The following is a 13,209-nucleotide window of genomic DNA, read 5'->3' on the forward strand; positions in this document are numbered from 1 at the left end:
TCAGAAACGGGAAGGATTAGAAGGTGATCCAGTTATCCTCAGCGGATGTGCTGTTTTTTTCCAGCGCCGCGCCTGGTTTTAAGGTCAGCGCCGGTGCACCTGAACGCTCAGGGCTTTTTTCACCGACGGGCAGCGTAAACACGGCTACGGCTTTACCCAGGCGGCTGGCCTGCTCTTCCAGCGCGGCGGCGGCGGCGGCAGAAGCCTCCACCAGCGCGGCGTTCTGCTGCGTGACGCCGTCCATTTCCGTTACCGCCTGACCAACCTGCTCAATACCACGGCTCTGTTCATCGGAAGCAGCGGCAATTTCGCCCATAATATCGGTCACGCGATTAACGGCATCAACGATTTCGCTCATGGTTTCGCCCGCGCTGTTAACCAGCTCCGCGCCGGTATCAACACAGCTGACTGAGTCCACGATCAGATCTTTAATCTCTTTCGCTGCCTGAGCACTGCGCTGTGCCAGGCTACGTACTTCGCCTGCCACTACGGCAAAGCCGCGACCCTGCTCACCGGCACGCGCCGCTTCCACCGCCGCGTTCAGCGCCAGGATATTGGTCTGGAAGGCGATGCCGTCGATCACGCTGATAATATCGGCAATTTTCTTCGAGCTGTCGGCAATTTCACTCATGGTTTTCACCACACCGTCTACCACCTTGCCGCCGCGCTGCGCGGTTTCCGAGGCGCTCAGTGCCAGCTGTGACGCCTGACGTGCGTTATCGGCATTCTGTTTCACCGTCGCCGTCAGCTCTTCCATGCTGGCAGCGGTCTGCTCCAGTGAAGCCGCCTGTTGCTCGGTACGGGAGGCAAGATCGCCGCTATCCAGGGAGATTTTACTGGCGCTGGTATAGATGATATCTGCGCCGCTGCGCACGTCGCGCACGGTTGTCGCCAGTGAACGCTGCATATCACGCAGGCTTTCCGCCAGCTGGCCCATTTCGTTATGAGTGGTCACTTCAATTTTTGCCGTCAGATCGCCTTCGGTAATGCGCTTAATATGCGCGATAACGCCATCCAGCGGACGCAGCAGGATACGCTGCAGCACCACCCACATCGCCGCCAGGGCGATCAAGACCAGCACCATCATCAGCCCCGCCAGCATTAACGACTCTGAATAATTATTTTCGCTTTCGCTGCTGGTTTGCTGTGACTGCTCGCGGTTGGTTTTAATCCACCGATCGTAAGCCTGTTCAAACCGATCCTGATAGCTCTGCGTCGGCTGGTCGAGAGCGCCTTGCATATCGCGCTGGGAAAGTAGCGTTTTCAGTTCCTGTAATTTTTTATACAGCTCCTGATAAGAATCAATTAACTCCTTGCTATCGAGATTTTTATGATCCAGATGACTTATCTGCTGATGTACCTGCTGGAACTCAGCATATTTCGCCTCGGCGTTTGCCAGCTGTTTACCCGCCAGCGCCAGCAGCTCTTCCGTCTGCGCATCCATATTACGCATTTCAGAATACATATTAATACGCAGCGCGGCGCGGTTCAGTGAACTACGCACCTGCAGTAATGAAGCCCGGAGATAATGTAAATGAGTACGGCGCAAACTATGCAGCTCTTCGGTTTTAACATTAGCCCGATTATCTTTGACGGATTTAAAATAGAACCCGTTAGTAACCATTTGCATAACGCCAAACAGTGCCAGTATCAAAAACATAACTGTCACAATCTTTATATTTTTAAACATACAAGTCCCTTATTGTTGATCGCATACGGCACGGAGCCCGAACGTTACAGCACTTCCAAAGGCAGGCGCGGCAGCAGCCTGTACGGTTGTCACCGGTCTCCGCAACCCTATAGCGCCTTCTCGGCGGCTTTTGCCAGACAATTCTACAGCGATAAAAAACAATCTGACAGAGTGCGTGACTTCTGTTATTTCTTAAAAAGAAGTCATTTCTGACATTATTAAAACGAATTACTACTGTGTTGCGGGTAAAAATAAATCTTGTAGTTTGTAATTAATAAGAGGTATGGAAAAAGGAGACGGTATAAACGGCAATGGCGCAATAAGCGATGATAAACCGTTTCTTTTATATGCTTGGCATATATTCTGCAAAACAGCCGTGATGTATTGTGAATGTTATTATCCTTTAACATGATTGTTTCCTGCTGTTTAAACCTGACTTCTAACTAAGTGTGAAAGTTTTATTTGTTACTCGCTATGCTAAAAAAGCATCTTTTCATTAACATGAATCTGGTAGGATTTTTCTGAATTATATAGTAAAAGGGCGACATTATGCCGCCCTTTTTTTATTTTGTCACGCCGTTATAATCAACTAACTTTACTACCTGCCGTCAGGCGCTGCGTAACGTGTCCATCAGCGCCATCTCTTCGCTACTCAGCAGCTTCTCAATATCGACCAGAATCAGCATGCGATCGCCCAGCGCGCCCAGCCCGGTCAGATACTCAGTGGACATGGTGACGGCGAACTCCGGCGAAGGACGAATCTGCTCGGCAGTTAGCGACAGCACGTCAGAAACGCCATCGACCACGATGCCCACCACGCGCTGTACCAGATTCAGCACAATCACAACCGTGTTATCGTTGTACTCGACGCCAGGCTGCGCGAACTTAATGCGCAGATCGATAATCGGTACGATCACACCGCGCAGGTTAGTTACCCCTTTGATAAAGGCAGGCGTATTGGCAATGCGGGTAACCTGGTCATAGCCACGGATCTCCTGCACTTTTAGAATGTCGATGCCATACTCTTCATCGCCGAGCGTGAATACCAGAAATTCCTGGCCAACGGTCTCCCCGGCCAGCTTCGTTACATTTGCCATTCCAGTCATAGCTTTACCCTTAATTGGTTTGATCACGCAGCGCTGGCCACGCGCTTCTCACGGTTCAATGATTGCAGCGCCGAAACATCGACAATCAACGCCACGCTGCCATCGCCGAGGATGGTGGCGGCGGAGATGCCCGGCACCTTGCGGTAGTTGCTTTCCAGATTCTTTACCACCACCTGATGCTGACCAATCAGCTGATCGACCAGTAACGCATAGCGTTTCCCGGCGCTTTGTAAGATCACCACAATGCCCTGCGTCGCTTCGGTTTTCGCGTCCTGTACGTCAAAGACGTTCCACAGCTCGACCAGCGGCAGATATTCGCCGCGTACCTCAAGCACGCACTCGCCGCCTGCCAGCGGCTTCAGGTCTTCCGCGCGCGGCTGCAACGATTCCATCACCGCATTCAGCGGCAGGATAAATACCTCATCGGCCACCCGCACCGACATGCCGTCAAGGATCGCCAGCGTCAGCGGCAACAGGATACGAATGGTGGTGCCTTTACCCTGCTTCGACGCGATTTCAACGTGGCCGCCCATCTCCTGGATATTACGTTTCACTACGTCCATGCCGACGCCGCGCCCGGAAACATCAGTGACCTGTTCGGCAGTGGAGAAGCCGGGGGCGAAAATCAGCATTCCCACCTCTTCATCGCTCATCGCATCGCTGACCGGCAGGCCGGAGGAGAGCGCCTTCGCCAGAATGCGTTCGCGGTTCAGTCCCGCGCCGTCATCAATCACTTCGATACAGATATTGCCGCCCTGATGCTCAGCGGAGAGCGTCAGGTTGCCTACCGCGCTTTTCCCGGCGGCGACACGTTTTTCCGGCGATTCAATACCGTGATCGAGGCTGTTGCGCACCAGATGAGTTAAGGGATCGATGATGCGTTCAATCAGGCTTTTATCCAGCTCGGTAGAGCTACCAAGCAGCGTCAGCTCTACCTCTTTGCCCAGCTTGCTGGCCAGATCGCGCACCAGGCGCGGGAATCGGCTGAAAACATACTCCATTGGCATCATACGAATCGACATCACCGATTCCTGCAAATCGCGGGCGTTGCGCTCCAGCTGGCCCATGCTGTTCAGCAGATCGCCGTGGGCCACCGGATCGAGCGCACCGGAACGCTGTGCCAGCATCGACTGGGTTATCACCAGTTCGCCAACCAGGTTGATCAGCTGATCGACCTTCTCTACCGCCACGCGAATACTGCTGGACTCGCTGGTTTTCGCCGGAGCCACTTTCTTCGGTTCACGCTTCGCCGCAGGCGCTAATTCGCTCACGGATGCAGCAGGCGTGGCGGCAATTTCCGCCTCGGCCATCGTTGTCGGCGGCGCAGGTTCGGCAACCGGTGCGGAGGCTGCGCCCTGCGGGAAGCTAATCTGCGATTCTTCAATCACGAAGCAGAGCACCGCGACCAGATCGTCTTTGCCCACCGAGGAATCGAGCGTCGCTTCGAGGCTGTTTTCCCCTTTGATCACGTTGCTGACGCTGCCGAGGTTACCCAGCTCTTCCAGCAGCAGGCCAACTTCGTTCGGCTTCAGATCGCTCAGCTTCAGGCGCAGGCCTGTCGTTACCTCAGCGGTTGCCGGAGCGAAATCAATCTTTTTCACCGGCGCGATGGTTTCTCCCTTCGCTTCCAGCGCCAGCTGGCGCAACGCTTCACAGATATATTTAAAGCTGTTGGCGTCGGGCTCCTGTCCCGCCTTATAGGCATCGAGCTGTTCCTGCATGATATCTTTGGTTTCCAAAAACAGGTTGATAATGTCAGTGCTGAGCTGCATCTCGCCCCGGCGCGCACCGTCCAGAATGTTTTCCAGGATATGGGTGGTTTCCTGCAAAACCGCAAAGCCGAAGGTACCCGCTCCGCCTTTAATCGAATGAGCCGCACGGAAAATGGCGTTAAGCTGTTCTGAATCGGGCTCCTGCGGATCTAATCCGAGCAGGTGTTGCTCCATGTCCGCCAACAGCTCGTCAGCTTCATCGAAGAATGTCTGATAAAAATCGCTGATATCCATGCTCACGGTTATCACCTCTGCTGTGAGTCGCGATCAGGCTGCGACGGGTTAACGGGAGCGGCTGATGACGGCGGCTCCTGACGGGCCGACGCGGCCTGTGAAGGTTGATGATCTGGGTTAATAGCCGCATCGGTCGGCTGCGCCGGTGCGGTAATTTGTTTGATGCTCTGCGGATCGCTGAGCGTCGTTACGTCGCTTTCGGCATTCTCTTTTTCGATTTGCGCCTGCGTATCGTGATTCAGTACCAGCAGGCTGATGCGTCGGTTAACCGCCTCATCGCCACCACGGTTTTTCAGCCGCATAGTGTCGGACATGCCTACCACGCGCAGCATTTTGCTGCCGTCAAGGCCGCCCGCCACCAGCTCACGGCGTGAAGCATTAGCGCGATCCGCCGACAGCTCCCAGTTGCTGTAGCCACGATCGCCCATTGCGTACTGGAAATCGTCGGTGTGCCCTGCCAGGCTGATTTTATTGGGCAGATCGTTCAGGATCGGCGCAATGGCGCGCAGAATATCGCGCATATACGGCTCCACCTGCGCGCTGCCAGTTTTAAACATTGGGCGGTTCTGGCTGTCGATAATCTGAATGCGCAGCCCTTCTTCCACCAGGTTAATAATCAGGTGAGGCCGCAGCGTTTTCAGGCGCGGATCTGACTCGATCAGCTGATCGAGCCGTTCACGCAGGCGATTGAGGCGAATTTCATCCAGCTTGCGCTTTTCCGCATCCATATCGATATGCTTTTGCACCTCGCCAATTTTCTGCGTCGGATCGTCGCCGCCGCCGGGAATCGGGCTGCTGCTGTCGCTGTTGCGCTGACCGCCGGTGATAGCCACCTTTAGCGGTGTCTGAAAATATTCCGCAATTTTGACCAGCTGCTGCGGATTAGCGATCGAGATCAGCCACATCACCAGAAAAAACGCCATCATCGCGGTCATAAAATCGGCGTAGGCGATTTTCCACGAGCCGTGACCACCCTCATGTTTTTTATGCTTGCGCCGTTTCACCAGCACAATCGGGTGATTGTCGTGTTTCATGCGTCCTGGCCCGATGTCTGCTTAGCGGGCGATTTCGCGTTACGCACATGCTCTTCCAGTTCGGTAAACGACGGGCGTTCGGTGGAATAGAGCGTTTTGCGCCCAAATTCAACGGCGATCTGCGGCGCATAACCATTAAGGCTGGAGAGCAGCGTAACCTTAATGCACTGCATCATCTTGGTAGTTTCCGCACACTTCTGGCGCAGCACCGACGCCAGCGGCGAGACGAAGCCGTAGGCCAGCAGGATACCGAGGAAGGTTCCCACCATCGCATGCGCAATCAGCGCGCCCAGCTCTGCCGCCGGACGATCCGCCGAGGCCAGCGCATGCACCACCCCCATTACCGCCGCCACAATACCGAACGCCGGGAGCGAATCACCTACCGCCGCTAAACTTTGCGCCGGTACGTCACATTCGTGCTCATAGGTCTCAATTTCCTCATCCATCAGCGCCTCAATTTCAAAGGCGTTCATATTGCCGCTGATCATCAGGCGCATATAGTCGGTAATAAAATCGACTAATTTATTGTCAGCAAGAATACGTGGATAATTGGCGAATATTTCACTCTCTTTTGGATTTTCAATATCGCGTTCCAGCGACATCATCCCCTGCTGGCGTGATTTCGCCATTAAACGATAAAGCAGCGCCATCAAATCCATATAAACGGCTTTATTATATTTTGAGCCGCGCAGCAGTAAGGGAAAGGCTTTTATTGTTGCCTTGATAGATTTGCCGTTATTACCCACAACAAAAGCGCCAATACCTGCACCGCCGATAATCAACAGTTCAGAAGGTTGATAAAGCGCCCCAAGGTGCCCGCCGACCATCATATAGCCGCCCAACACCGAAGCGACAACGAGGATATAACCCAGAATTACCAGCACAATAAATCCTTACGTCAGTAACGTGTTGGTGGAAGTTAAGCCAGAGAGCCGCAGGCGTTATTCAGCAACGTGGAGGCAAAAAAAAAGCAGCGGTTAAAAACCGCTGCTGGATGCCATTCCACAATGCGAACAATCTTAAACGGCGCGTTTAACCTGTTCATCCAGCAGTTGTGAAATGTTATCGGCAGTCTCTGTTGAAAGTTTACGTCTTTTTACCGCTCTTGATGGCGGCTGGCACAGGCTACAGGCAAAGCTACCCCGCGGCTGATGCGCATGGTTAATAAAGCTGCCGCCGCAGCATTTGCAGTCGGCCAGTTCAAGCATGCCGCTTTCCACAAAACGTACCAGTGTCCAGGCGCGGGTCAGCCCCAGCAGCGGGCCGTCATCTGACTGCGGGCACTGTTCCAGATAGAGGCGATACGCCTTAATGACCGCATCCACGCCGCTGGTCAGCTTGCTTTTCAGCAGAAACTGCCAGGCGTTACAGAACATCGAGGCGTGAATATTCTGTTCCCAGGTCATAAACCAGTCGGTAGAAAACGGCAGCATGCCTTTCGGCGGCGGACTGCCGCGCAGCTCTTTATATAATTTAATTAAGCGCCCACGGCTAAGCTGGGTTTCGCTTTCCAGCATCTGTAAGCGCGCGCCAAGCGTAATCAGCTCCATCGCCAGCTGAATATCACGCGCCTCCTGAACAATACTTTTTTCACTCATTATACCGCCCTCTTTTTCGGCGCTTCGTCTTTGGCGGCGTCGCGTAATAAACGGCTGGATAATAAAATGCCGGTGTGGATCTGCTGTAAATCATCCACACGAGATTCCTGCGTTAGGCGGTTAATAATATTGTGATCGTTAAAACGAAACTGGCATACCAGCTGGTTAGTTTCTGCCAGCTTAACCATCTCCGGCAGCGTCAACTGGGAGAGTGCATCCGCCATGGCTTCATCAATACCAAGGCGAAACATTGCAGAAGCTTTTTCCTGGTTAATTAAACGTTGTGCAAGCAGCAAGTATGACAAATTAATATCGTAAATATGTTTTAATAATTCGGATGTGCCCATTCTTTTTCCATCCTGACTAACACTACTTTTAACTGTGCGGAATGGCTACCGCATTCTTGGTTGCTGGCTGGTGAATCTAAAGATGGCAAAAAAAGTAGAGACGAAGCCCAATGTCTGTCGCAATGGTTTTACGTCCCTCCAGGATCCTGAATCAGTAACAGTCATGTCATCAGACCAGCTATTACTTGAGTTGTATTTTCTTCCGTGACGTTCGCTTACAGTTTTTTAAGATTATTCTGAAAGCCGTGCAAATGTATCCCCTCTGATTTCGACATACAACGAGCGACAGGTAAAATTTTAGATAAAGTGTGATCAAGATCACATTTTTAAAGCAAATTGCCACAAAAAATCCATCAGTAACGCTTGTGAATAGTGCATAACGCAACCAATAAAGCCCTTTTTTGCTAAGTTTTTATCTAAATTTAAACAAAAAATTCACATAAGTTTGCTTTTTATGCGATACCTGCCATATGTGGGGCGACAGCCGTTTCACCTGAAATTAACATCTGTCAGTTTTTGTAAAAACAGCATTTAATGCTACTAAGAGCGCAGCAAACAAGTCGTGATATTAATCACTTAGGAAAACAGTTTCCAGGCAAGACGAATCTGCTGCAAATGGCAAAAGGACGAAATTACGGCGTTTTGACAACGGTTCGTTAACAGTGAAGCAGCAGTGTATGAAGGGTATCAGCAGATGTAACTATCTGTGACATTAGAGATATGAATGTTTGGTACGTAACGGGCAACTACTCGCCATGACTATCGGCAGCGTGCCGTTATTCTTTATGCCTGCCCCGGCAGTTTTAGCCGAAAAATACCGCAAGCGCGTAAAAAGTGTGCAAAAGGCTTGTCTTCAGGTTTTTACGCTCACTCAGCAGAACGCAGCATATTCTCCGGTGACGGAACGCCAACGGCAGCATTTTAACGTGGCCTGAGCGCAGCTGTTTTGCCACGGCGTTATCAGAACGGATAAAAATCGACGGCAACACGGTCAGAGAGAACAGCAGAGTTAATAGCGGGAAATGTGCTAAAGGAGGCAGGGAAATGCGTCAGGCAGGTAAGCGCGTATCAACATCCCTGTCGATACGCGAGCGCAGAACAATCAGGCGCGGCGCGATAGTGTCGCCACGTTGTTGTCAGCGCGATCGCTTTCACTGCGCGGCGTAATCGCCCGCAGATCTTTCAGGAAGCTTTCACGCCAGTGGGAAATATCATTTTTACGCAGTACCGCCATCATATCGTTATAGCGGGAAACACGCTCTTCCAGCGGCATAGTGATCGCCTTATCCAGCGCCGCCGCAACTTCGTCACGATCGTAAGGGTTAACGATCAGCGCGGAGGTGAGTTCATTTGCCGCCCCGGCAAAGCGCGACAGCACCAGCACGCCCGGATCCTCAGGGTTTTGCGCCGCTACGTACTCTTTCGCCACCAGGTTCATCCCATCGCGCAGCGGTGTAACCAGCGCCACATCGGTCAGACGGAAAATTTTCATCAGCAGGCGGCGATCGAAATGCTGGTTAAGGTAATAGAGCGGCGTCCAGCCGAGAGTGCCATATTTGCCGTTGATGCGCCCCGCTTCGGTTTCCAGCTGATGACGAATATCCTGGTAAGCCTGTACATCACCGCGTGATGTCGGCGCAATCTGCGAGTAGCGGATTTTGCCACGATGCTGCGGGTAGTTTTCCAGCAGCGCTTCATAGGCCAGAAAACGCTCCGGCAGCCCCTTGGAGTAATCGAGACGTTCACAGGCAATAATATTTTTCGCATCGCCCAGCTCGCGCTTCATCGCGGCCATCTTCGGCGGCAGCGGGCCTTCCGCCATCTCTTTAATGCTGTCCGGCTCAATGCCGATAGGGTAAACCTCGGTGGCGAAGGTATGACCGAAGGCGCAATGCAGTTTCTCACCTTTCTCCTGCAGGGTGGTCAGCTGCGCCATGCTTTCCAGGAACGCCAGGCGATCGTTTTCAGTCTGGAAGCCAAGCAGATCGTAATCGCACAACATCTCCAGCAGCTCGTTATGCGGCGGCAGCGCGTTAAAGATTTCCGGCGTCGGGAAAGGAATGTGCAGGAAGAAACCGATACGGTTTTTCACTCCACGCTTACGCAGCGCGGCGGCAAACGGCAGCAGATGATAATCGTGGATCCACAGAATATCGTCAGGCTCAATCAGCGGCAGCAGACGCTGAGCCAGCTGTTCGTTAACGCTACAGTAGCCGTCCCAGGCTTCACGCTGGAACTCAACTAAATCGAGGCGGTAATGGAAGGCGGGCCAGATAACCGTGTTGGAGAACTGGCAGTAGTAAAGATCGTAGTCGTTCTGATTCAGCGGAAAAGAGGCGTAGGTAATACCTTCATGTTTGACGATATCAAGATCGTCATTATCTTCTTCACCAATGGCGCTGATATCGCCATTCCAGCCAAACCATAAACCCCCTGTCGTCTTTAACGCATCGAGGATGCCAACCGCCAATCCGCCAGCGCTGGCTTTTGAACCATCTGGTACAGCGATACGGTTAGATACGACCACTAAGCGACTCATAACCTTGACTCCTTACCGACGTTGTTTCGTCTTGCTCTAATTGTAATTTAATCTGCTCCAGCCAGGCGTGAACCTCATTTACCCCATGCAGGCGATAGCGCGCCTGGCTTGAGCCTTTACCGACTTTGACGGAGATGCCCTGCAGCGCGTTGACCGCAAGAAATCCTTTTTCGTCCGTCAAATCATCACCAATAAATACCGGAATACGTCCGGCAAACGGCGCTTCTCCCATAAAAGTCTGAATTGCTGCTCCTTTGTCCACGCCCTGTGGTTTAATCTCCACCACGCATTTACCGGGCTGCAGCGCCAGCTCCGGGTAGCGTGCCACCAGCTTCTCTGCCAGCTGCATAACGTCGTTTTCATACTGTTCGGCACGGCGATAGTGCAACGCAAAGGCCATCCCTTTGGTTTCCAGCTGGGTGCCGGGCCACTGCGCCATCGCCTTGTGTAGCGTATCGCTCAGTTCCTGCCCCAGCGAGGCGGGCAGCGACAGGCGATGCAGCTCACCGCTGGCGTCACGCCTTTCAGCGCCGTGTACGCCGGCGGCAGGCGCATGCAGCGGCGCAGCCAGCCTGTCCAGCTCGTGGATCGGGCGTCCCGATACCAGCGCCAGCGCGCCGTGGCTCAGACGATAAAGCGCCTGTAGCGTTTGTCGTACAGATTCGGGAATAAAGGCTTCATCAGGACGCGGCTGAATGGCGGCCAGCGTCCCGTCAACATCAAAGAAGAATGCGTAGAGGCCGCCGCTCAGTGAGGGAAGTACTGCATTTTCTGCTGCTACGGTTGTCACACTCTTCCTCCGGGTTTGAAACGCATCCGTTACGCTGGCGGGTTATGCCCCAAAGCAGCACTATCAACGGACAGAAAACAGTCAAATGTGGCGGAAGGAGGCGAGCGTGGGCAGGTTTACGGCGCTTCTGAAAGAGATGAGTGGCATAATGCTGGATATCGAACGATGACGACTCTCCCCTGAGTTAACCTGTTGTTCGTCGGCGCGAAGCCGACTGCCCATCTCGCATCACTTCTTGCGAACATCGTAACAACTCAGTATAGACGCGAATTTTGCCTTCGCCAGGCAGGGAGCCATTTTCAGAATTGACTGAATTTTGCCGAACTAAACGATGTTTCAGCCTCAGCAGAGCGGATCGTCGACAGGTTCCACCAGCTCCGGCTGCTGATGATGCGGATTGCCTACCGCCCGGCTGACCGGGTGCCAGCTAAACTGCTGCGGATCCATTGCTCCCTGCTGCGCCAGTTCGCTGGCGCGACGGGCCGAGGTGTCAGGATGGAGCCAGGCGCTGACCGCTTCGGCCTCCAGCACCAGCGGACGCCGATCGTGCAGATCGACCATACCGCGATCGCTGGCGGCGGTAACAATCACGAAGCCCTCTTTCTCATGCGGCTGTCCATAAGGCGCATGACCGATGGCAGCAAAAAACAGCGGCTGCCGTTGGCGATGAAAAATATAATAAGGCTGCTTTTTATCGCCCTCACGCTTCCATTCAAACCAGCCATCGGCCATTACAACCGCCCGCCCGTGCTGCCAGAGAGAACGAAACATTTTGCTCTCCGCCGCAGTTTCGCCACGTGCGTTAATCAGCGGTGCTTTATGCCACCACGGAGGCGCATAGCCCCAGAACACCGGATCGAGATGCAGCGCGTCGTCACGGTGGTTGAGCAACAGCACGTTGCTGCCGGGCGCGACGTTATAACGCCCTATCGGCTGATCATCCCAGGCAATAGCGCTCTCTTCCCGATCGCCCAGCATCGTTAGCCAGGCTTCACGCGACTGAATTTGTGTAAAGCGTCCGCACATAAGCGCCTCCTTAATATCAGAAAGTATAGAAGGCGCGGCGCGAGACGCGTCAGGAGGTTGCCGGATTAAGGTGCCGGACGCGGCTGACGGCTGGGCGGCTGCGTGCCGGTAATGCGCGGCATCACCTCGCGCATCAGCGCAATAAACTGGCGCAGGCGTGCCGGATAGTAGCTGGCATAGGGATAGAGCAGATAAACCGGCAGCGGTGGTGCCTGCCAGCCGGGCGTTAACTGCTGCAAACGCCCCGCCTGCAAATCTTCTTTTACTACCCAGGCAGAAACCATCGCCACGCCAAGACCATCCAGCGCGGCGCGCCGTACCGCGTAGAGGCTGTCGCTGCTCAGGCGCGGCACGATGGGGAACTGAAAGTGTTCGCCGCTGTGCGCAGCGTGCAGTATCACTTCATTGCTGTAAAAAATGCTCAGCGCCAACCAGGGCAGCCGGGTAAGATCCTCAACCTGACACACCGGCGGAAACTGCGCCAGCAAGTCAGGCGCGGCCACCACGATACGTGGTACCTCCGCCAGCAAAATTGCCACTACTGACGGATCGGTAACGTCACCAACGTGGATCGCGCAGTCGATACCGTCGGCAATAAAGTCGGGCGTCGGATCGTTAAGCGACCACTCAATACGCGTCAGGGGATAGCGGCGCAGATAATCGCCCAGCGGTGCGATCAGCTGATCCTGACCAAAGGCGTGTGGCGCACGTACTCTCAATACGCCGACCGGCTCATCGCTGACGGCATGCAGATCGTCCTCCAACAGCAGCCACTGCTCCGTCAGGCGGCGCGCATGTTGATAACAGCGCTCGCCATCATCGGTCAGTTTCATATGGTGAGTGGTGCGCTGAATTAAACGTGCGCCAAGCAACTGCTCCAGCGTCTGTAAACGGCGGCTCACGGTGGGCTGGCTGGTTTGCATCTGCTGTGCGGCGGCGGAGAGGCTGCCGCTCTCGACAATGCGCACGAAAGTATGCAACAGCGTTATACGGTCTGTGCCGATAGCGTTTGAGTCTTTCATACGTATTACGTATAACAGTTTTACCCCGGCGACGGCTACCCATTACGCCGC

General features: G+C 53.8%; 12 protein-coding genes and 1 pseudogene. 2 read left to right on the forward strand and 11 right to left on the reverse strand.

All coding sequences use genetic code 11. The features are described from left to right. Nucleotides 1-16: 16 nt before the first annotated feature. Entirely contained in the window at nucleotides 17-1,630 is a 1,614-nt protein-coding gene (locus C7M51_RS22600; RefSeq protein WP_280116115.1) for a methyl-accepting chemotaxis protein, read from the reverse strand. Between C7M51_RS22600 and C7M51_RS22450 the strand changes: the two genes are divergently transcribed. Next, nucleotides 1,535-1,903: a hypothetical protein gene (locus C7M51_RS22450; protein ID WP_244323860.1), complete on the forward strand. Its 369-nt coding sequence runs from the start codon at nucleotides 1,535-1,537 to the stop codon at nucleotides 1,901-1,903. The genes C7M51_RS22600 and C7M51_RS22450 overlap by 96 nt on opposite strands. A 395-nt stretch (nucleotides 1,904-2,298) precedes the next feature. Here C7M51_RS22450 and cheW read toward each other — a convergent pair whose 3' ends face one another. From cheW to flhD, 6 genes are all read right to left on the reverse strand, one after another. Next, nucleotides 2,299-2,796 carry a chemotaxis protein CheW gene (cheW, locus tag C7M51_RS08370; protein ID WP_160621377.1) on the reverse strand — a complete coding sequence of 166 codons (498 nt, stop codon included), beginning with the start codon at nucleotides 2,794-2,796 and terminating at the stop codon, nucleotides 2,299-2,301. A gap of 23 nt (nucleotides 2,797-2,819) precedes the next feature. Beyond that, complete coding sequence (cheA, locus tag C7M51_RS08375) at nucleotides 2,820-4,802, reverse strand: chemotaxis protein CheA (protein WP_244323833.1); 1,983 nt, start codon at nucleotides 4,800-4,802, stop codon at nucleotides 2,820-2,822. A gap of 11 nt (nucleotides 4,803-4,813) precedes the next feature. Continuing rightward, nucleotides 4,814-5,836 carry a flagellar motor protein MotB gene (motB, locus tag C7M51_RS08380; protein ID WP_160621379.1) on the reverse strand — a complete coding sequence of 341 codons (1,023 nt, stop codon included), beginning with the start codon at nucleotides 5,834-5,836 and terminating at the stop codon, nucleotides 4,814-4,816. Next, nucleotides 5,833-6,720: a flagellar motor stator protein MotA gene (gene motA, locus C7M51_RS08385; RefSeq protein WP_160621380.1), complete on the reverse strand. Its 888-nt coding sequence runs from the start codon at nucleotides 6,718-6,720 to the stop codon at nucleotides 5,833-5,835. Before motA ends, motB begins: the two co-directional genes overlap by 4 nt. A gap of 135 nt (nucleotides 6,721-6,855) precedes the next feature. Beyond that, nucleotides 6,856-7,434, reverse strand: a complete 579-nt coding sequence (gene flhC, locus C7M51_RS08390; RefSeq protein ID WP_160621381.1) for a flagellar transcriptional regulator FlhC — start codon at nucleotides 7,432-7,434, stop codon at nucleotides 6,856-6,858. Continuing rightward, a complete protein-coding gene (flhD, locus tag C7M51_RS08395; RefSeq protein ID WP_084971407.1) occupies nucleotides 7,434-7,781 on the reverse strand; it encodes a flagellar transcriptional regulator FlhD in 348 nt (115 codons plus the stop codon). Before flhD ends, flhC begins: the two co-directional genes overlap by 1 nt. 755 nt (nucleotides 7,782-8,536) lie before the next feature. Here flhD and C7M51_RS08400 point away from each other — a divergent pair. Continuing rightward, nucleotides 8,537-8,716 (forward strand): hypothetical protein, encoded by a 180-nt coding sequence (locus C7M51_RS08400; protein ID WP_160621382.1) that lies wholly within the window; start codon nucleotides 8,537-8,539, stop codon nucleotides 8,714-8,716. 167 nt (nucleotides 8,717-8,883) lie between these two features. On the opposite strand, the gene otsA is transcribed toward C7M51_RS08400, so the two are convergent. The 4 genes and pseudogenes from otsA to C7M51_RS08420 form a co-directional block, all read right to left on the reverse strand. Beyond that, entirely contained in the window at nucleotides 8,884-10,320 is a 1,437-nt protein-coding gene (gene otsA, locus C7M51_RS08405) for an alpha,alpha-trehalose-phosphate synthase (protein WP_160621383.1), read from the reverse strand. After that, nucleotides 10,317-11,110 (reverse strand): annotated as a pseudogene (gene otsB / locus C7M51_RS08410) (trehalose-phosphatase). Before otsB ends, otsA begins: the two are co-directional and overlap by 4 nt. A 342-nt stretch (nucleotides 11,111-11,452) precedes the next feature. Beyond that, nucleotides 11,453-12,136: an SOS response-associated peptidase family protein gene (locus tag C7M51_RS08415; protein ID WP_160621385.1), complete on the reverse strand. Its 684-nt coding sequence runs from the start codon at nucleotides 12,134-12,136 to the stop codon at nucleotides 11,453-11,455. A 65-nt stretch (nucleotides 12,137-12,201) separates the two neighbouring features. Beyond that, nucleotides 12,202-13,158, reverse strand: a complete 957-nt coding sequence (locus C7M51_RS08420) for a LysR family transcriptional regulator (RefSeq protein WP_160621386.1) — start codon at nucleotides 13,156-13,158, stop codon at nucleotides 12,202-12,204. Nucleotides 13,159-13,209 lie beyond the last annotated feature (51 nt).

The sequence above is a fragment of the Mixta intestinalis genome (genome assembly GCF_009914055.1).
Taxonomy (GTDB): Bacteria; Pseudomonadota; Gammaproteobacteria; order Enterobacterales; family Enterobacteriaceae; genus Mixta; species Mixta intestinalis.